The organism is Paenibacillus sp. UASWS1643 (assembly GCF_008693195.1).
Taxonomy (GTDB): domain Bacteria; phylum Bacillota; class Bacilli; order Paenibacillales; family Paenibacillaceae; genus Paenibacillus; species Paenibacillus amylolyticus_B.
The window spans coordinates 1-17,591 of sequence record NZ_VXKZ01000095.1 but is presented as its reverse complement, the minus strand read 5'-3'; the positions used below and the strand labels follow the sequence as shown (position 1 = coordinate 17,591).

The 17,591-nt window shown below is 46.3% G+C and carries 17 protein-coding genes; 12 read left to right on the top strand and 5 right to left on the bottom strand.

What is annotated here, in order from left to right; all coding sequences use genetic code 11:
* A complete protein-coding gene (locus FE296_RS04675; protein ID WP_017689377.1) occupies nucleotides 1-429 on the bottom strand; it encodes a MerR family transcriptional regulator in 429 nt (142 codons plus the stop codon).
* A 352-nt stretch (nucleotides 430-781) separates the two neighbouring features.
* Between FE296_RS04675 and FE296_RS04670 the strand changes: the two genes are divergently transcribed.
* Genes FE296_RS04670 through FE296_RS04660 form a run of 3 tightly spaced genes read left to right on the top strand, consistent with a single transcriptional unit; the run spans nucleotide 782 to nucleotide 4,043 of the window.
* Nucleotides 782-2,182: an ammonium transporter gene (locus FE296_RS04670; RefSeq protein WP_124113946.1), complete on the top strand. Its 1,401-nt coding sequence runs from the start codon at nucleotides 782-784 to the stop codon at nucleotides 2,180-2,182.
* 41 nt (nucleotides 2,183-2,223) lie between these two features.
* Complete coding sequence (locus FE296_RS04665) at nucleotides 2,224-3,309, top strand: DUF294 nucleotidyltransferase-like domain-containing protein (RefSeq protein WP_411860559.1); 1,086 nt, start codon at nucleotides 2,224-2,226, stop codon at nucleotides 3,307-3,309.
* Nucleotides 3,306-4,043: an exonuclease domain-containing protein gene (locus FE296_RS04660; RefSeq protein ID WP_124113948.1), complete on the top strand. Its 738-nt coding sequence runs from the start codon at nucleotides 3,306-3,308 to the stop codon at nucleotides 4,041-4,043. Before FE296_RS04665 ends, FE296_RS04660 begins: the two co-directional genes overlap by 4 nt.
* On the opposite strand, the gene FE296_RS04655 is transcribed toward FE296_RS04660, so the two are convergent.
* Entirely contained in the window at nucleotides 4,029-4,520 is a 492-nt protein-coding gene (locus tag FE296_RS04655) for a M67 family metallopeptidase (RefSeq protein ID WP_124113949.1), read from the bottom strand. The genes FE296_RS04660 and FE296_RS04655 overlap by 15 nt on opposite strands.
* 226 nt (nucleotides 4,521-4,746) lie before the next feature.
* On the opposite strand from FE296_RS04655, the gene FE296_RS04650 reads away from it, so the two are divergent.
* On the top strand, nucleotides 4,747-5,298 hold the full coding sequence (locus tag FE296_RS04650) for a TlpA disulfide reductase family protein (protein WP_124113950.1): 552 nt from the start codon (nucleotides 4,747-4,749) through the stop codon (nucleotides 5,296-5,298).
* A gap of 81 nt (nucleotides 5,299-5,379) precedes the next feature.
* Here the strand turns inward: FE296_RS04650 and cimA are convergent, their stop codons facing one another.
* Nucleotides 5,380-6,999, bottom strand: coding sequence for a citramalate synthase (cimA, locus tag FE296_RS04645; RefSeq protein WP_091017507.1), 1,620 nt, complete (start codon nucleotides 6,997-6,999; stop codon nucleotides 5,380-5,382).
* Between the two features lie 532 nt (nucleotides 7,000-7,531).
* On the opposite strand from cimA, the gene FE296_RS04640 reads away from it, so the two are divergent.
* From FE296_RS04640 to FE296_RS04630, 3 genes are all read left to right on the top strand, one after another.
* Complete coding sequence (locus FE296_RS04640) at nucleotides 7,532-8,833, top strand: DNA polymerase IV (protein ID WP_091017506.1); 1,302 nt, start codon at nucleotides 7,532-7,534, stop codon at nucleotides 8,831-8,833.
* A 117-nt stretch (nucleotides 8,834-8,950) separates the two neighbouring features.
* Nucleotides 8,951-9,193, top strand: a complete 243-nt coding sequence (locus FE296_RS04635; RefSeq protein WP_124113951.1) for a ferredoxin — start codon at nucleotides 8,951-8,953, stop codon at nucleotides 9,191-9,193.
* 219 nt (nucleotides 9,194-9,412) lie between these two features.
* Nucleotides 9,413-10,855 (top strand): L,D-transpeptidase, encoded by a 1,443-nt coding sequence (locus tag FE296_RS04630; protein WP_150364360.1) that lies wholly within the window; start codon nucleotides 9,413-9,415, stop codon nucleotides 10,853-10,855.
* 42 nt (nucleotides 10,856-10,897) lie between these two features.
* Here FE296_RS04630 and FE296_RS32635 read toward each other — a convergent pair whose 3' ends face one another.
* A complete protein-coding gene (locus tag FE296_RS32635) occupies nucleotides 10,898-11,035 on the bottom strand; it encodes a hypothetical protein (RefSeq protein ID WP_017689367.1) in 138 nt (45 codons plus the stop codon).
* Between the two features lie 254 nt (nucleotides 11,036-11,289).
* Between FE296_RS32635 and FE296_RS04625 the strand changes: the two genes are divergently transcribed.
* From FE296_RS04625 to FE296_RS04615, 3 genes are all read left to right on the top strand, one after another.
* Entirely contained in the window at nucleotides 11,290-12,387 is a 1,098-nt protein-coding gene (locus tag FE296_RS04625) for a quinone-dependent dihydroorotate dehydrogenase (RefSeq protein ID WP_124115506.1), read from the top strand.
* Nucleotides 12,388-12,521: 134 nt separating this feature from the next.
* Nucleotides 12,522-13,337 (top strand): GTP diphosphokinase, encoded by an 816-nt coding sequence (gene yjbM, locus FE296_RS04620; protein ID WP_124113953.1) that lies wholly within the window; start codon nucleotides 12,522-12,524, stop codon nucleotides 13,335-13,337.
* Nucleotides 13,324-13,806: a DUF309 domain-containing protein gene (locus FE296_RS04615; RefSeq protein WP_150364359.1), complete on the top strand. Its 483-nt coding sequence runs from the start codon at nucleotides 13,324-13,326 to the stop codon at nucleotides 13,804-13,806. Before yjbM ends, FE296_RS04615 begins: the two co-directional genes overlap by 14 nt.
* A gap of 217 nt (nucleotides 13,807-14,023) precedes the next feature.
* Here FE296_RS04615 and FE296_RS04610 read toward each other — a convergent pair whose 3' ends face one another.
* Complete coding sequence (locus tag FE296_RS04610; RefSeq protein WP_124113955.1) at nucleotides 14,024-14,572, bottom strand: thioredoxin family protein; 549 nt, start codon at nucleotides 14,570-14,572, stop codon at nucleotides 14,024-14,026.
* A gap of 221 nt (nucleotides 14,573-14,793) precedes the next feature.
* Here FE296_RS04610 and FE296_RS04605 point away from each other — a divergent pair, with 221 nt between their 5' ends.
* Nucleotides 14,794-16,491, top strand: a complete 1,698-nt coding sequence (locus tag FE296_RS04605; protein WP_124113956.1) for an RsmB/NOP family class I SAM-dependent RNA methyltransferase — start codon at nucleotides 14,794-14,796, stop codon at nucleotides 16,489-16,491.
* Nucleotides 16,488-17,234, top strand: a complete 747-nt coding sequence (locus FE296_RS04600; protein WP_124113957.1) for a pseudouridine synthase — start codon at nucleotides 16,488-16,490, stop codon at nucleotides 17,232-17,234. Before FE296_RS04605 ends, FE296_RS04600 begins: the two co-directional genes overlap by 4 nt.
* Nucleotides 17,235-17,591: the final 357 nt, after the last annotated feature.

Here is a 17,591-nt window from a genome sequence, read left to right as displayed (position 1 = left end):
CTACATCATGGTGTTCTCAAGCAAGATTTTTAGGGCCTCCATTGTACCGGCACTTTTGGTGAGGAGTCCTGCCATCATTTTACGTGCTTGTACAGGTTTCATCTCTCCAAGTAGCGGTTTGAGTTCGTTAACCTCTCGCTCAAGTTGTTGTACATGAAGCTCCAATGTTGTCAATTTGCTGGCAACTTGTTCTTCTGTACTAACCAGACGCCACTTTTCAAGAGATTGCTTAATCTCGTCGAGACTATACTTCTCTTGTTTCATCTGTACAATACGTTCAAGCCTCGTTAAAGTTTCATTACTATAGAGACGATAATTTTTTTGTGTACGTTCTTCGGGAGCGATTAGTCCAAGCTTCGTGTAATAATCAATCGTCCGTTCACTAACACCAGCGGTCTTGGCGAGTTCGCCAATCCGAAAAAGTTTCATATCCCCAATGATATTCACCTCGCTTGCAAGTTCAAATGTAGGGAATTGTAGTTTCCACTTGTGAATTTCTAGACTACGCCCAATTTTTCTTACTAATAAGTATGATACATGATCTTTAACCGTACAGTCAAACGTTATGCTTTGGCAATCAGCATACTGCATTTCTATATCTATGTACTCATAGAATGTGATTATGTACTTAAGTGCAAGAAAAAGACGTATGACTTTATTCCCAGGAATAATTTTCAGTTTTGATGAAAATACTCTTGTCAACTTTCCTCTCTTCTGCTTATAATGACATTAAGAGTTTCACGTTATGTGAAGAAACTTAACATAAGAGGGAGTGGGGTATATGAGAAAGAAATGGTTGGTTTCCGTGTTAGTAATGCTTACTTTGTTCGCTTTTCCGGTCAGCGCATTTGCGGCTGCGGAGGGTCCGACTAACATTGAACTTCAAAGTGGTTTGAACTCAGCCTTTACGTTTCTGGCTGTGGTACTCGTATTCTTGATGCAAGGGGGATTTGCTTTACTCGAAGCGGGTTCAACACGGATGAAGAATGCAGGACACATTGCAGGTAAGACCATCCTGACATTGGGAATTTCAGTTATTGCCTTCTGGGGGCTGGGTTTTGGTCTAGGCTTCGGTAATGGTAATGGATTTTTTGGAACTACCGGATTCTTCCTAAGTGGAGACAGTATGGCTGCTTCCTTCGAATCACTGGCTTTCTCCGATGTTCCACTGACTATTAAATTCGTATTCCACCTCGCCTTTGCGGCGGTATCTCTGGCCATTGCCTGCGGTGGTATGGCTGAACGTGCAAAGATGAGCGTATATATCGTGTTTGGTACATTGTATACCATTATTATGTATCCGGTTGTTGCTCACTGGGTATGGGGCGGCGGCTGGTTGGCTGAGCTGGGTATGCAAGACTTTGCAGGATCGACGGTAGTTCACTTGACTGGTGCGACTGCAGCATTGGTAGCTACCATCTTGTTGAAACCACGTATTGGTAAATATAACAAAGACGGCAAACCTAACATCATTCCAGGTCACAACCAAGTGTATTCTGTACTCGGGGTTATTATCCTCTGGATCGGTTGGTTCGGATTCAACCCAGGTAGTACATTATCTGCTATGGGGGATGGATTCTTCGGTTATGTTGCATTAACTACTAACGTAGCTGCTGCAGCTGGTGGTGTTGCTGCGCTGTTGATCTCATGGGCAGTACTTGGTAAGTCTGATATTCCTAGCATGTTAAACGGTGTGCTTGCGGCACTCGTTGCGATTACAGGGGCATGTGCATTCGTTGAACCTTGGGCAGCGCTGGTTATCGGTGCTCTGGCGGGTATCATCACATTCTTCACAGCACAGTACTTCGATCGTAAAGGAATTGACGATCCAATCTACGCTTTCTCCGTGCATGGTATTGCTGGTATGTGGGGTGCGATCTCCACGGGCTTGTTCGCTACTCCTGAACTTGCCGAGAATGCTGGTGTAGGTCAAGCGGGTCTGTTCTATGGCGGTGGATTCCACCAATTGGGCGTACAGCTTCTCGGTCTGGCAGGTGCTTTTGCCTTCGTACTGGTAATGTCCTTCATTATTCTGGGCGGAATGAAAGCGATCATGGGCATCCGTGTTACTGAAGAAGAAGAAACAATGGGTCTGGATATCAGTGAGCACGGTACTTACGGATACCCTGAACAAATGAAAAATGTAGATTCTAAATCCAATGGTGGTACGTTCAGCTCCTGAGGTGAATGATGCTGAATCATGCTTCAAGGAGGCTGGACATGATGGAACCCATCTCGTATACAAACTATTCCTGGTCTTATCAGGGAATCGATGGTGCGGTGTCTTCTCAAGAACTGCGGCAGGCACGTGTGATATTACAGAACGAGCTCCAAGAATTGTTGTCCGCTTCCTTGTCGCCGATCGAGTGGTACCAAACGGTAAATGAACTGCATGACCGGATCGCACGGAAAGCAGTAGAGTTATGCATTCAGGGGATGGTTGAGGAAGGCTTCGGCCAACCTCCCGTCCCCTATGCCTTTATCGTATTTGGCAGTTCCGGCAGGGAAGAAGCGACGTTATGGAGTGATCAGGATAATGGCATGATCATTAGCGATACTCCGCATGAAGGTAAAGAGGAATATTTTGCTCACCTCGGACAGCGAATGACGGATATGTTGGAAGAGCTTGGTTACGCCAAATGCGAAGGCAAAGTCATGTGCTCTGAGCCACTCTGGAGAAAAACGCTGGCGTCATGGAAGCATCAATTAGCAGATTGGAGCTCGGATCTGAATTGGGAGCCCGTTCGTAATCTGATTATTGCTTCAGACATGCGTTTTGTTGCAGGTGAGCAAAGTCTGGCGGAGGAATGGATCACGAGTTTTTATGAACAGTTCAGACTGGTTCCTGAACTTTCGGATGCAGTTCTTCGCAATACGGTTAAACATAAAGCTACATTAAATGTACTTGGACGTGTGGTCACAGAACGATTTGGTGCACATGCAGGCGGATTTGATGTTAAGTATGGTTTATACATTCCGCTGGTGAACAGTGCCCGTTATTTGGCTTTGCAACATGGGATCAAGGAGTCATCTACGCTAAAAAGAATGGAGAGACTGACTTCACTTGAAGCTGTTCCGTTTACATTACTGGATGCATGCCAGCGGGCCTTCTTAGCCGCTTTGAAGTTTCGTAGAAGTACACCGGTTGTCATCCAAGGGGATTTGCAACATAGCAGTGGGTTCCTGGATGAGAAACAGATGAAACAAAAGCAAATTCATTATGAGCTCAGGGATACGCTCGGGTTGGTACGACGAGTGCATCGTGCTTTGCAAAGACAGTTGCGTTTTGCAGAAAGGAGACGTCCATGAGGGAGCCGGCAAGGGGCAATACAGGATTCTGGAATTCGCTGCGTCAGGGAGGGGTCCCTTCCGCCATCGCTTCCATTATGGGAGCCCCTACGGCGCAACACATGGCGTTTATCCGCTCTATGATGAGAGAACAGCGCAGACCTGAGGTTCTGCATACGCCTCTAAATGAGCTGGACGCAGTTGTATTTGATCTGGAAACGACGGGTTTTTCGCCCCAGCATGGGGATGAGATTATCTCATTTGGTGCGGTCCGTATACATGGTGGTGTCGTGCTGGAAGGAGAGCAGTTCTATACGGTGGTGCAGTCCAAGACTGCGGTTCCGGAACATATTACTGAACTTACAGGTATTACACAGGAGATGACGCTGGACGCACCAACTTTGCTGGAGGGACTGCATGATTTCATGTCTTTTGTTGGCGGAAATGTTCTGATTGCACACGCAAGTGCGCATGACCGAGCTTTTCTGAATGCCGCTCTGTGGCGGACTTCAAAAGTAAGGCTGACACATCGTTTAATCGATACGATGATGTTGGCCCGCTGGCTTGAACCAAGCAGGCCGGGATATGGTCTGGATGAATTGCTGGAATCCAGAGGGATTCCGATCTATGGGCGTCACCATGCACTGGAAGATTCAAAAATGACTGCGCAGTTATGGTCCTGTTATCTGGAGGACATGATGCGTCAAAATGTGGAGACCTTGGGTGATTTGTATACCCAGCTAAGTCACGCATAACGGAACGGGAAGCAGATTGTACGAAGGCACAACGCGGTGTGTCGGATCCTGCGATTCCTTCGAGGATTCAATCAGATAACCGTTCAGATGCATATGAGATCGCAACCCGCTTGTTTGGTCGGGTGAGCCGATGAGGTACATCTGAAGCAAGCCGGCGAAGGCCGGGAGAGCTTGCAAGTCCTCTAAGGAAGGAACAGGCCTGGTCTGCGGATGAGAATGGAAGATACCAATGAGCTTAGGTTCGGAAAGTACGCACCGAATCCATTCGGCATCGTCCAGAGTAAAATGGTGCAGCGGGTCAGGTGCTACGTTACGAATGGGCTGAAACCGACTGATTCGTATACCGCCCGCTGCGGTTTCACCCAGCATAACCCCGCAGGCTTCTTGCGGCAGCGAAAGGAACATGTGCTTTGACATCTCTTGTTCTACGGAAGAAGGGATGTAGAAGGCGTTTTGCTGCCCGTGAAGTGCTGCCATTTGTATTCACCCCTCTCTCTTTGGCTCCTGCTTAGGCAGGAGTCCTTTTTCATTTTATTTTCTGTATTCCGGATTGTAAAATTTTAAAGGAAAAGGGTACAATAATAAAGAGAACATTTGGGAATCATGTTCTGGTGAACTGTCATAGAGCGTGATAAACACTTAGCATGTGCAGAAATTGCGGTTTTAGTTTCAACAGGCTAATTATATAAAAGGGTGGCGGGTTATGAAACGAAACATATACATACTCCTTGGTGTTGTCTTGCTGGTTGGTATTGCACTGGCCCAGAATGCGGGTGACGGCATTGCAGCCGTCTTTAAGCAGGAAGAACCCATGCCTACAGAGACGGGACCACGTGCGGGTCTTCTGGCACCTGCTTTTTCTCTGACAGCAATGGATGGGAAGACGTACAGTGTGGGCGGTGCCAAAGATAAGGCCACGTTCGTCAGTTTCTGGGCATCCTGGTGTGAGCCGTGTAAGCAGGAAGCCCCAGAGCTGAATAGAATGGCCGCGAAATACAAGGATAAGCTTGACATGTATGGGGTTAATGTAACATCATACGATAAACTCAAAGATGCCAAAGCTTTTGTGGATGAGTACCAACTGAATTTCCCTATTCCCTTGGATGAGAAGGGGACTGTGTATGCTCAATACAATGGGGTGGCTTTTCCAACGAATGTTCTGATTGACTCCAGAGGAGTTATACAGGAGATTGTTCTGGGTATATTACCCGAGAAAGAGTTGGAGCGTAAGATTAAAAAGTTAATTACGAATTAATTTTCTGCAAAGAAAGAAGCCTTTGCATCCATGAATCATGGGTACAGAGGCTTCTTTTTATTTTCCGGGAAATATGGGTTATTAGTGGTTGCTTATCCCATGAGCAGGAATAGGGAGTGTGCCCGGCTCATCCTGCAATTTTTCTTGAAGCAATGCATAGCGGAAACTGTGAACGAGGGCTTCCCAACTTGCTTCAATTACGTTCTCGGATACACCAACAGTGTTCCATGTGTTCTCCGTATTTTTGGATTCGATCAATACACGAACTTTAGCGGCGGTGGCATCTTTCTCATCCAGTACACGCACTTTGTAGTCCGACAGATGCATGTTGGCAAGTGAAGGGAAGTATTGTACCAATGCCTTCCGAAGCGCATTATCGAGTGCGTTCACCGGACCGTTACCTTCAGCAGCGGTATAAACACTTGTTCCAGCTACATTAAGTTTGACAAAAGCTTCAGAAACAACGGATTTCCCCGCCGTTTTCTCCACAAGCATTTTGAATGATTCAAAAGTGAACAATTCTTTCATGTCACCGTTCGCTTCACGAATTAACAATTCAAGCGAAGCATCTGCACCTTCGAACTGATAACCCTGATGCTCCAGATCTTTGATCTTCTCAATAATCTGACGTGAATTGGCACTGCTTGGATCGAACTCAAGCCCCAGTTCCTGCGCTTTGGATACAATATTACTTTGTCCGGCAAGTTCCGAGACCAGCACACGTTGTTTGTTACCGACCAGTTCAGGGACGATATGTTCATAGGTACGTGAATCCCGCAGGATGGCAGAGACGTGAATCCCACCTTTGTGAGCAAAAGCAGCATTGCCGACATAAGGCTGATTAATCGGCATATTCACATTGGCAATCTCGCTAACATAACGAGCCACGTTTGTAAGTTGTCTCATGGAATCCTCAGTAACACATTCATAGCCAAGTTTCAGTTGCAGGTTCGGGATAATGGATGCGAGATTGGCGTTACCACAACGCTCTCCATAACCGTTCATTGTACCTTGCACCTGACGGGCTCCGGCTTGTACAGCGCTGAGTGTGTTGGCCACAGCCAGTTCACAATCATTATGTGTATGGATGCCGAGATGTGCGTGAGGCAGGCTTCTATGAAGTGTGGATACGATCTCGTGTACCTCGTTTGGCATCGTCCCGCCGTTGGTATCACACATGACGAGCCAGTCCGCTCCTGCCTCGTGAGCCTTGGTCAAAACAGCTTGAGCATACTCCGGGTTATGTTTGAATCCGTCAAAGAAGTGTTCTGCATCAAAGATCACTTCCATACCATTCTGCTTCAGATAGGCGATGGAATCATAGATCATGGACAAATTTTCTTCCAATGTAGTCTGCAAAGCGGTATGCACATGGAAGTCCCATGATTTACCGACTAAAGTTGCAGCCTGAGCACCAGATTCGATCATGCGCTTCAGGTTGGCGTCTTCACTAGCGACGCTGCCTTTTCGGCGGGTACTGCCAAAAGCAACAACCTTTGCGTTCAGGTTTAATTCCTTGACTCTTTTGAAAAACTCAATGTCCTTGGTATTGCTGCCGGGAATTCCGCCTTCAATATAATGGACACCCAGGTCATCAAGCTTCTTGGCAATTTTGAGTTTGTCGTCTGCCGATAAGCTGACACCCTCCCCTTGTGTGCCGTCACGTAAAGTCGTATCGAAGATGGAAATGGCCTTTGACATGAAGATCCTCCTTTGAGATAAAGCGCTCTTTTAAAAGATTGGATTGTAAGTTGGGAAAAGCTGTTAAGTACGTTAGTGGACGAATCCTTCGATTCGGCAACGCTACACTGTGTTAAACTGGGTGCGCTGATTTGTCCTAAAGTCGTCAATTTGTATAATTAATTATTATAGCACCATTATAGCCAAATGCTACATAGAAATCGCAGTTTCATGTAACAATTAACGGATTCTAGAGAAAAAAGAAGGAAGGTAATCATAATCCGGATGTATGTTATAATCTATTATTGAGTTTCAATTGGAATATATGGAAGAAAAGGAGGGTTAATTTTTGACTTTTGTATGGGAAAATACAGTTATTGCCCTGATCACTTTGATACTTTTTGTGAGTGTAGGCTGGTTAATTATTCGGTCTCTGATCAGATCTCGCAGAAAATAAATGTTCGTGACTGAATTAACATAACGGGTTTGATATACTATAGAAGAAAGAAATTCGTTTCATTAATTAGTGTGCAAGAAAGGGCGGGGGTTCATGATGTCTTCAGACGGCAATCCTCCAGCGAATGTGGATCAATACTACCCTACAGCCGGACGGGTGATTCTGCATGTCGATATGAATGCTTTCTACTGCTCTGTACATGAAGCCGAGGAACCAGATTTATATAGAGGAAAAGCAACGGCCGTTGCGGGCAGCAGTGAACTGCGAAAGGGTGTAATTGTAACCTGCTCATATGCCGCTCGTAATCGAGGCATCTCAACAGGTATGGTTGTCCACCAAGCCTTGAAAAAGTGCCCTGATCTCATTGTGATTCGTCCTGATTTTCATTTATATCGTCAATATTCAAGAGCTTTCATGCAGATTGCGTATAGTTATACCCCTCAACTTGAGGCAACGTCCATTGATGAATGTTATCTTGATATTACAGGGTCAAGGCAATTCGGGAATCCAATGGAGATTGCGGAGAGCATTCAGCGTAGAATCAAGGATGAATTGGGGCTGCCATGTTCCATTGGCATTGCACCCAACAAATTATTGGCAAAAATGGCTTCGGATCTGAAAAAACCGAACGGTATCTCCATTTTACGTATGAGGGACGTACCCCGGATTCTTTGGCACAGGCCATGTAACGAGATGTTTGGCATTGGCAAAAAAACGGCTGAAAAGCTGAAAAAACTGGGCATTGAAACGATTGGTCAATTGGCCAAGTCGGATGAGAACATGTTGACCGAACTATTCGGAGTTAATGGAGCATGGCTCAAAAATTCTGCGAATGGCATTAACCATTCCGCAGTTCACGCGGAACGGGAAGCCAATAAATCCATTGGACATACAACCACTTTACCGGCGGATGTATCGGATATGAATGAGATTCATCGGGTATTCCTCAATATAAGTGACCAGGTAGCCAGAAGATTGCGCAAGCACGAAATGTTCAGCCAGGGTATTCAGATTACGATCCGCACACCGGATATGAAGACAATCACCCGATCACGTCTAATGGAAGTTCCTACGGAGGATGCAACGGTCATATACCGTGAGGCCTGTAAACTATTTGAGAAGCATTGGGGTAGTGGCAAGCCTGTACGCATGCTGGGTGTGACACTTCAGAACCTGATTCCAAGAGAAGAATCCGCTGTGCAGATGGACTTGTTTGAATATGAGCAGAAGCCCAAGAAGGACAATCTGATTCGGATTATGGATCAGTTACGTGATAAATTTGGTGAGAATGCTGTTGTCACCGCAGGCATGCTTGGAGACGATCCTTCCGTGCTGCTTCGGAATCATAAAGTGCGCGGTACTTCCCTGCAAAAAGATAACTTGCAAAGTCTTGATTAAATAAGGGATAATAGAGACTTGTGGTTGCAAAATGATTTGTAATTATCCTTACTTTGTATTAATATGTTTCTAGATAAAAACACTGTACGTTTCGAATTTTAGGAGGAGAGAATGTAAATGAGTAAATATACTTGGGTTGAAAAAGACACATGCATCGCATGTGGCGCTTGTGGAGCAACGGCTCCAGACATCTACGATTATGATGATGAAGGTTTGGCTGAAGTTATCTTTGACGGCGATGCTAACCAGGGTGTCAAAGCTATTCCAGACGACTTGTTTGACGATATGCAGGATGCATGCGATGGCTGCCCTACAGATTCAATCAAAGTAGCGGACGAGCCTTTCAATAAAGAAGGCTAAGTATTTCTAACATGAACATAGAGCACTTTCTTTTGTCTTTACGACAAGGGAAGGTGCTTTTTTTGTCTTCATTTAACTGTGATCTTATGACCTGCGAATCAAGGACGATTATTGTCGAAAACCCTTTTTCCCACCGGGTACTCAAGTCCTATGGATTCAACGCTTGGTTATGCCGATATATAATGATATAAGGAAAAAGGCGAAATAGTGGAGGATCGGATGCAAAATACTCATCTAAGAACATATGTCAAGAAACATCCCGACAATAAAATGGCCTGGTATCTGCTTGGAAAGGAGTACTTGGGCGAAGGGCAGGAGGCCAAAGCCAATTATTGTTTTCAGCAAGCGGGCGAGGTTTACGAGGCATTTGAACGTAGTAAAGCTCCTGCTGACATCTGGGTGGACTATCAGGACAAACTGGTGGAAATGTCTGAGCAAAAAGAGAAAAAACAACGTAGACGCAAAATGTGGCTTACGTTGTTCATGCTGCTTGTGCTGGCAGGTCTGCCACCTGCGGACGCTCCGGGTTTCAGTCGTGAAGCGGCCGACGCACTGTCAGCAGCATTGGAATCCACAGAGGATATCGCAGCGCCTGTAGAAGCGGATAAACAGGTTGGGACTGCATCCATTGCGCCAAGTAATGTGTTCACCGCTGCGGCATTTGGTGGAGGCAACCATGGGGAGGCTGCGCTTGCAGCTGCCTGGTCCGGGTCTGGCCCGAAAATAGAGACTTCGGCTGTACTGGGTATGCAAACCTCGGATGGATGGTCTTTATGGAAGCGAAATATGCCTGTGAAATACATAGTACAAACCAACACAAGCGGGAAACTAACTGCACAGAGTTATGATGCCAAGCAGTGTAACTGTGAACCTCCAGAAGTCACGCCGAAGATCAAAAAGATGGCTATGGCGTGGACCGCGAAGCAGGAAGCCGCTGCATCATTATCAAGTGCAATTGTTGCTTATCGCAAAAAAAATGACGCTTGGCCCAAGAGTGTAACGCAAATGGCTCAGCCATTTCCAAATAATATTCTCGGAGAGACGGCGCCAGGCATGACCGAGATGTTTCCGAAGCTGCTAGCCTTGCATCAAGGAAAGGCACAGCAAGGAAAGAGTGAAGCCGGTGGAGCAGATAACAGTTCGACGACTTCGAATTCGTCTCAAGGACAGAATGCCGCTTTTGCAGATACGCTGGGAGGTCTGCCTTTTTTGCAGGAACCGCTGGAAATTTTCATTGATAAGGATAAACATAAACTTGCATTAATCAGTGGGGATACCATTGTTCGTATGTATGATGTGGGACTTGGCGGTGATCGAACACCGGAGGGTTCATTTATCATTACAGATAAAGTGGTCAATCCGAATGGACGCTCGAACGGTGAGTTTGGAAGCAGAGGTATGCAGCTCTCGAATACGAATTATGCCATCCATGGGACCAACGAGCCAGACAGTATCGGACTGGACGAGTCCCTTGGATGTGTGAGAATGCGTACGGGAGATGTAGAAGAGTTATTCGCTCTTGCTCCGCAAGGCACTCCGGTACGTATTGGAGAAGATGTACTGCCAGATCTGACGCTTGTTCCAGAAGCAAAGCAGCGTTATCAGCATACGCTTGTTCCAAAGCAGAATAATCCGAACAAAACGTATCACTGGCTGAATTGATCTGTTTGATATGTAGAATCAGATGGATTCAGCCTGAATCATCTACATGTTGGCAATAATGATAAGAGCACCAATGATGATGATCAAGCCGCCTACACTGGCTGCAGTCCATGCAATGGCTTTGCGATTCACTTCTTCTTTCTTTTGCTGTAATGCAGGTGGTTTACGTTTGGGAGCCATGAGTTATTCCTCCTTATTTGGAATAGAACTGGTGTAGAGTAACCATGCTCTCATTGTAAAGAATTCAACTCGTCATTTCCAGTGGGCGGGTGGATTTCTTGTGAGCATTATGTATTATTCGATTTGTGCTGTCTATGCGCAAACTACTTTCCTTTTTAATAAGAAACAGATAGACTTGTGTGTAGAGTGTTTTTTACATATGAAAAGACGGAAAGCGGCTTTTTGGCGTACCGGACCAGAACGGAGTGAGTGATTTGTTATACAGAAGTCTTGCTAAACCTTTGTTGTTCAAAATGGACCCTGAACAGGCCCATCATCTGATTATTGGCGGCCTTAGTGGCATGGGTAGCATCCGTCCGGTTCCTTCCGGACTGCGAGTGATGTACGGCGTTCGTGAAACGTCTGATCTGGCTGTTGACATGTTTGGGTGTCATTTCCCTACACCTGTTGGTCTGGCTGCGGGTCTGGACAAAAATGGACAGGCCGTAACGGGCTTTTCTTCCATCGGATTTGGATTCATGGAAGTGGGAACCGTGACACCACTTGCACAACCAGGTAACGATCAACCACGGCTGTTCCGTTTGCCTCCAGATGAGGCTTTGGTGAACCGTATGGGCTTCAACAACCTTGGTGCGGAAGCGATGGCAGGTGAATTGGCACGTCTACAGGATCGGCGTATTCCAGTGGCTGTTAACATCGGCAAGAATAAGGCAACGTCTAATGAGGAAGCTCACTTGGACTATTCGAAGTGCATTCAGGCATTATACGATTATGCTGATCTGTTCGTGGTTAATATCAGTTCACCAAATACACCGGATTTGCGTAATCTGCAACATGGGAATGAATTGAAGGAACTGCTCGCTGCGGTTATGAACGAGATGAACGTGCAGCATGCACGAGCGGGCGGAGCGACCAAATCCGTTCTGGTGAAGATCGCACCGGATGTGAATGATCAGGAACTTGAATATATGGTTCGCACCATTGCAGACAGCGGTGTTGCTGGCATTATTGCAACGAACACAACCATCAGTCGTACAGGACTTTCCCACCAACATGCGAAAGAGACTGGCGGTCTGAGCGGCAAACCTCTGCGTGAGCGTTCTACGGAGATTATTCGCCAGATCTATCGTCAGACCGAAGGCAAACTTCCGATCATCGGTTCAGGTGGTATTTTCACAAGTGAGGATGCTTACGAGAAAATTAAAGCCGGAGCAAGTCTGGTCGAAATATATACAGCATTAATCTACGAAGGACCTGAGGTGAATCGGCGTATTCATGCCGGACTGCGTGAGTTACTGCGCAAGGACGGTTATCGTCATATCTCTGAAGCGGTTGGTGCGGAGCATCGTTAAGAAGGAATGTGGATCCCCGGATTGAAAATATAGAAGCATGGAAGAGCGTAAAATGGTTCGGGACTCTTCCCCCCACCAAACATCATGTATAATGGAATAGAACAGGGGACGCTATAGAGACAGGAGGCATAAGCATGGACGGTAGAGACTGGGGTACATTTTTACTTCCTTATGAACAAGCGGTAGAGGAACTAAAAGTCAAGTTTAAGACAATGCGGGCGGAGCTGAAAAAACGGGAAGAGTATGCCCCGATTGAATTCGTTACCGGTCGTGTCAAAAAAATATCCAGTATTTTGGAGAAATCCAGACGACTGAATGTGTCGCTTGATGACGTGGAGACAGGCATTGAGGATATTGCAGGTATCCGTATCATGTGCCAATTCGTAGATGATATCCGTCGGGTTGCCGAATACATTCGAGGCCGCAAGGATCTCACGGTACTCATTGAGAAAGATTATATTACGAATTTTAAAGAGAGCGGCTATCGCAGCTTTCATATGATTATTGAGTATCCCGTTCAGACGGCTCTGGGACAAAAGATCGTATTGGCCGAGATTCAGATCCGGACACTTGCCATGAATTTTTGGGCTACCATTGAACATTCTCTGAGCTACAAATTTCGGGAGAGTTTACCGGATGACATGCGAGCCAGGCTGAAAAAAACAGCTGAGGCCGCTTTTGTACTGGATAATGAGATGTCTGCCATTCGTCTACAGATTTTGGAGGCGCAGAAGGCCTTTGAGGATGATTCCAATATCGTGTCAAGAACATTGAATATCATTCATCAATTATACTTCTACCACCTTGTCAGTGAAGCGATTGAAGCACAGAAGCGTTTTAACGATTACTGGGAACGACATGATATGGAAGGGCTCAAAGACTTGCTGGATGACGTGAAAACACTTCTGAACAACGCCAGAAAGGGCGAAAACCCGGATGAGCATCTATGAGCCACTGTACATTGACTACTTAATCTACTTCAATCGGGATCAGGATTATTTCGAGTGTCATGAGGTGCTGGAAGAATTGTGGCTTGAGCGGGACCGGGATTCTCTCTATAAAGGATTGTTGCAGATTGCGGTTGGATTATACCACTTCAGGAATGGCAATCTCCGCGGAGGAACGATGATGTTACAGAGCTCACTTGATCTTCTGGAACCTTATCCTGCTACAATTCTGGGCATTGACCTTGGGACTTTGGTACGGGATGTACAGGAAATCGTGAAGGAACTGTCCCAATCAAATATTCAGTCTGTGACTTACAGGGATTTGTCCATACGAATTGTTGATGAGGTCTTAGAACAGGAGATATCTAGAAGATCACTTGAGCTAAAACCTAATATTCCGCAACGTCGGAGTCCTACCAGAGGGCGAATTTACGAAGAGAAGATGAAGGCGATGGAACAGGGTAAAAGTTAAGCCGTTATCAGCGTTAGCATTCAAATGAGCATCCCATGGATATGAAGTTCCATGTATATGAAACACCCCGACGATTCCTGTAAAGGGAAAGATCGGGGTGTTTTTGAATGTTGCGTCATATTCAGATGATTGCAGGTGGCACAGCCTGTCCTTCAACAGAACAGTGTCGGTGATACAAATGCCTGATTGTAGATACTTTTGGAAACGGATCTAGCAGTTAGCTTGCCGAAGGAGCTGCACTGCCTTTATATTTTTGGAAAAATTGTTTGTAATCATCCAGTGTGTAGCCTTGGTCACTGCCATTCTCTTTCAGTCCGCCAACCATACGGTCTTTCTCGACACCAGCCTCATAATAGACGAGTGTAGGTGTGAACTCGATATTGTAATCGGTCCATCCTGCTTCGAATTCACGCAGATTGAACTGTGGAAGCTCAATACCTTCACTGTCAACCAGTGGCATCAATTGAGGTGTTGTGGCACGGCAGTGCGAGCAGTCGGAAGCAAAGAAATAAACAAAAAAGCTGTCTTTGTTATCGATTTTGGTTTTGAGATCAGTGGGTACAATAATTTGTTGATAGTTGGGATCACTCAGTAGCTCCCGTGTAGCAGGATTAAGCTTGGAAGCAGCGATGCCATAAGCATTTTCCACTGAATCCATCTGTTTCTTGGATTGCTGGTCTACGACAACCAGTGCTGCAATCATAATGATTAAAATACCCAGGAATATAAGGATCGCAGCACTTTTCTTTTTCTTCTTGGATTTCATTGGACATCCCCCATCGATCATATCGAAATATAGTTTGGGCAAAAATAAAGGTTGGGATAATATGCATAAACACCCGAATTTTTGCTCAGGAATCAATCTACTTGCCATTATACTACATTACACGCTGTAGTGGAATAGATACGATATGATAGGAAAGCAAAGCTTGGATATGATAAAATAAAACGATATTGCAATCTTACCAAGACAGGATGAGTGGGAATATGGGTGTAAAGTTACCTTTGATCTTTGCTGAGCGAATGAAAAGTTTGCTGGGTGATGAGTTTGAACAATTTATGAAATCTTATGAACAGTCTCCCCATGCGGGACTGAGAGTGAATACGCTAAAAATATCGATGGAACAATTCGATGAGATTGCTCCGTTTGATCTAAGACCTATTCCGTGGTGTGAGACAGGATTCTATGTACCTCATGGTGTTAAACCGGGGCTCCACCCTTATTATCATGCAGGTCTGTATTATATACAGGAACCAAGTGCAATGGCTCCAGTTGAATTATTGCAGGTGGAGCCTGGAGATCGCGTGCTTGATCTATGTGCTGCTCCGGGAGGGAAAACGACACAGATTGCTGCAAAGCTGCAAGGCAAGGGTGTACTTGTCACGAACGATATCCATGCTGAACGCACCAAAGCGCTGGCCAAGAACGTGGAATTGTATGGGGTGCGTAACGCGGTTGTTTTGAATGAGTCGCCAGAGCGGATCGCAAATGCATTTCCTCATTATTTTGACAAAGTATTAATTGATGCGCCTTGCTCGGGTGAAGGCATGTTCCGCAAGGATGAAGACATGGTGAAATCGTGGGAACATCATTCGGTGGAAAAATGTGTGCTCATGCAGCGGGACATCTTGGAGACTGCGGCACGATTGCTAGCCCCGGGAGGAACCATCGTATATTCGACATGTACCTTTGCGCCGGAGGAAAATGAAGCGATGATTGCGGAGTTTCTGAATGTAAACCATGATTTCGTAGTTATGAACATTCCTGAAGAGACAGGGTTTGCTCCAGGGCGTCCGGAATGGGTACGTCAGATGATGCCTGAGAAGGCAGAAGAGACAGAAGCTGTACTGGATCAAACGCGTGGTACCGCAAGATTGTGGCCTCACCTTTTGGAAGGAGAGGGACATTATGTCGCTGTGTTGCAGCATCGTGCAGGGCAAGGATTAGAAACAGATCAACCTGGAGTAGTTAAAGAAGGAGCAATGGAGTATGGACAGGTAGTGGTTGTGTCCAGGATTGAAATAGAGGGGAACAAGGATCACTCTATTGCTGCTTCTTCAATTGCTATGACCAAGGCTGATCGTAAAAAGGAACGTTTGTTGCGAATCGAATCCCGTGAGTCCCATGACAGACAGGCTGGTGGCGGCAAGAATTCGGGTAGACCGAGCAAAAAAGGTAAAGATCACGGTGGACGTAAATCGGAACGGGGTCAGGGACGCGGAGCTAATCCGGCAAGTATTGATCCGGTTGCGATCTACAGTCAGTTTATGAAAGAACAATTGGAGATTGAGTTAACTGGAGAAACGGTATGTTATGGAGATCGTGTGTATCAATCCTCGGTTGGTGCAGCACGGTTGGAGGGACTGAAAGTCATTCGTGCAGGCTGGTTTATGGGCACGATCAAGAATGGACGATTCGTTCCGTCCCACCCGCTTGCGTGTGCTCTGAATGCATCTGAAGCACGGAGAAGCGTAAATCTGTCATCCACTGATGGCGAAGCCGTGAGATACCTCAAGGGTGAAACGTTAAATATTGAAGAAGAACGAGTGGTGCTCAAGGCGGATACGTTTGCCAAAGGGTACGTTCTTGTATGTGTAGATGGTTATGCCGCTGGCTGGGGGAAATGGCTGGATGGTGTACTGAAGAATGAATATCCGGCAGGTTGGAGGTGGACATCGGCATGAGTGGAAAAGGTAAACAAACGCTGCGTCTGGACAAAATATTAAGCCATATGGGTGTGGGGACACGAAGTGAACTCAAAAAGATGGTGAAACAAGGCAGAATCCATGTGGACGGCAAAGCGGTGAAAGACAGTGGTGTACAGGTGAATCCCGAGGTGAACGTCATTGAAGCTGATGGGGAGCGAATTGTGTATCGGGAGATGATCTATCTGATGCTGCATAAACCTCCTGGTGTCGTGTCTGCTACCGAAGACAACAGAGATAAAACCGTGCTGGATCTGCTGCGGAAAGAGGATCGTGTCTTTAATCCGTTTCCTGTGGGACGACTGGATAAGGATACGGAGGGACTGCTCATTCTCACGAATGACGGTCCACTTGCCCATGATCTGTTATCTCCACGCAAGCATGTGCCCAAAACCTATGAAGCCCGTGTACTGGGAAACGTGGATGAAGCGGATGTGCAACGTTTCAAGGAGGGCATTCAATTGGATGACGGATACGAGACGCTGCCTGCTGAGCTGACTATACTTGGCCGGGAAGAGACCGAAGAAGGCACGATCTCGTCGATCTCGCTTATTATTCACGAAGGGAAATTTCATCAGGTGAAACGTATGTTTCAGGCGGTAGGCAAGCGAGTGATCTATCTGAAACGCGTTGCCATGGGTGAGCTTGAATTAGCTTCCGATCTTGCTATCGGAAGCTATCGTGAACTAACCGCAGATGAGTTGAACCTTCTGCGGAAGTAAAAGCTCCCGTCCTTCGCGAAGCGGAGCAGGGAGTTGTGGAGGGAAACGAAGCCCTGGTACGAACGCCGAAGGCGGGAAAGCTCCCGTTCTTCACGAAGTGAAGCAGGGAGCCGGGCAGAGAGTGAAACCCTGCCCGTAATGGTCCCGGTTAAGCTTGGCCGGGACCGCCGCTGACCAGCGGTGTGCCTGGCAACAAGTGTTCCTACGACAACCGTTACATAGCAAGACCCGGCCTAACACCGATGAGCAAGACGGGAGTCCAGAGGGCAGAGCCCTCTGGGGCCCTCCCTCGGAAGGGAGGGTTTGGGTGGGTGCGACAACTAACAGATGAGGATGAAGCCAGAATGACTTATAAAT

Excerpts from the sequence above, each read along its gene's own strand:
- FE296_RS04675 (WP_017689377.1), bottom strand. The coding sequence starts at position 429 with ATGAAACTTTTTCGGATTGGCGAACTCGCCAAGACCGCTGGTGTTAGT.
- FE296_RS04670 (WP_124113946.1), top strand. The coding sequence starts at position 782 with ATGAGAAAGAAATGGTTGGTTTCCGTGTTAGTAATGCTTACTTTGTTC.
- FE296_RS04665 (WP_411860559.1), top strand. The coding sequence starts at position 2,224 with ATGGAACCCATCTCGTATACAAACTATTCCTGGTCTTATCAGGGAATC.
- FE296_RS04660 (WP_124113948.1), top strand. The coding sequence starts at position 3,306 with ATGAGGGAGCCGGCAAGGGGCAATACAGGATTCTGGAATTCGCTGCGT.
- FE296_RS04655 (WP_124113949.1), bottom strand. The coding sequence starts at position 4,520 with ATGGCAGCACTTCACGGGCAGCAAAACGCCTTCTACATCCCTTCTTCC.
- FE296_RS04650 (WP_124113950.1), top strand. The coding sequence starts at position 4,747 with ATGAAACGAAACATATACATACTCCTTGGTGTTGTCTTGCTGGTTGGT.
- cimA (WP_091017507.1), bottom strand. The coding sequence starts at position 6,999 with ATGTCAAAGGCCATTTCCATCTTCGATACGACTTTACGTGACGGCACA.
- FE296_RS04640 (WP_091017506.1), top strand. The coding sequence starts at position 7,532 with ATGTCTTCAGACGGCAATCCTCCAGCGAATGTGGATCAATACTACCCT.
- FE296_RS04635 (WP_124113951.1), top strand. The coding sequence starts at position 8,951 with ATGAGTAAATATACTTGGGTTGAAAAAGACACATGCATCGCATGTGGC.
- FE296_RS04630 (WP_150364360.1), top strand. The coding sequence starts at position 9,413 with ATGCAAAATACTCATCTAAGAACATATGTCAAGAAACATCCCGACAAT.
- FE296_RS32635 (WP_017689367.1), bottom strand. The coding sequence starts at position 11,035 with ATGGCTCCCAAACGTAAACCACCTGCATTACAGCAAAAGAAAGAAGAA.
- yjbM (WP_124113953.1), top strand. The coding sequence starts at position 12,522 with ATGGACGGTAGAGACTGGGGTACATTTTTACTTCCTTATGAACAAGCG.
- FE296_RS04615 (WP_150364359.1), top strand. The coding sequence starts at position 13,324 with ATGAGCATCTATGAGCCACTGTACATTGACTACTTAATCTACTTCAAT.
- FE296_RS04610 (WP_124113955.1), bottom strand. The coding sequence starts at position 14,572 with ATGAAATCCAAGAAGAAAAAGAAAAGTGCTGCGATCCTTATATTCCTG.
- FE296_RS04605 (WP_124113956.1), top strand. The coding sequence starts at position 14,794 with ATGGGTGTAAAGTTACCTTTGATCTTTGCTGAGCGAATGAAAAGTTTG.
- FE296_RS04600 (WP_124113957.1), top strand. The coding sequence starts at position 16,488 with ATGAGTGGAAAAGGTAAACAAACGCTGCGTCTGGACAAAATATTAAGC.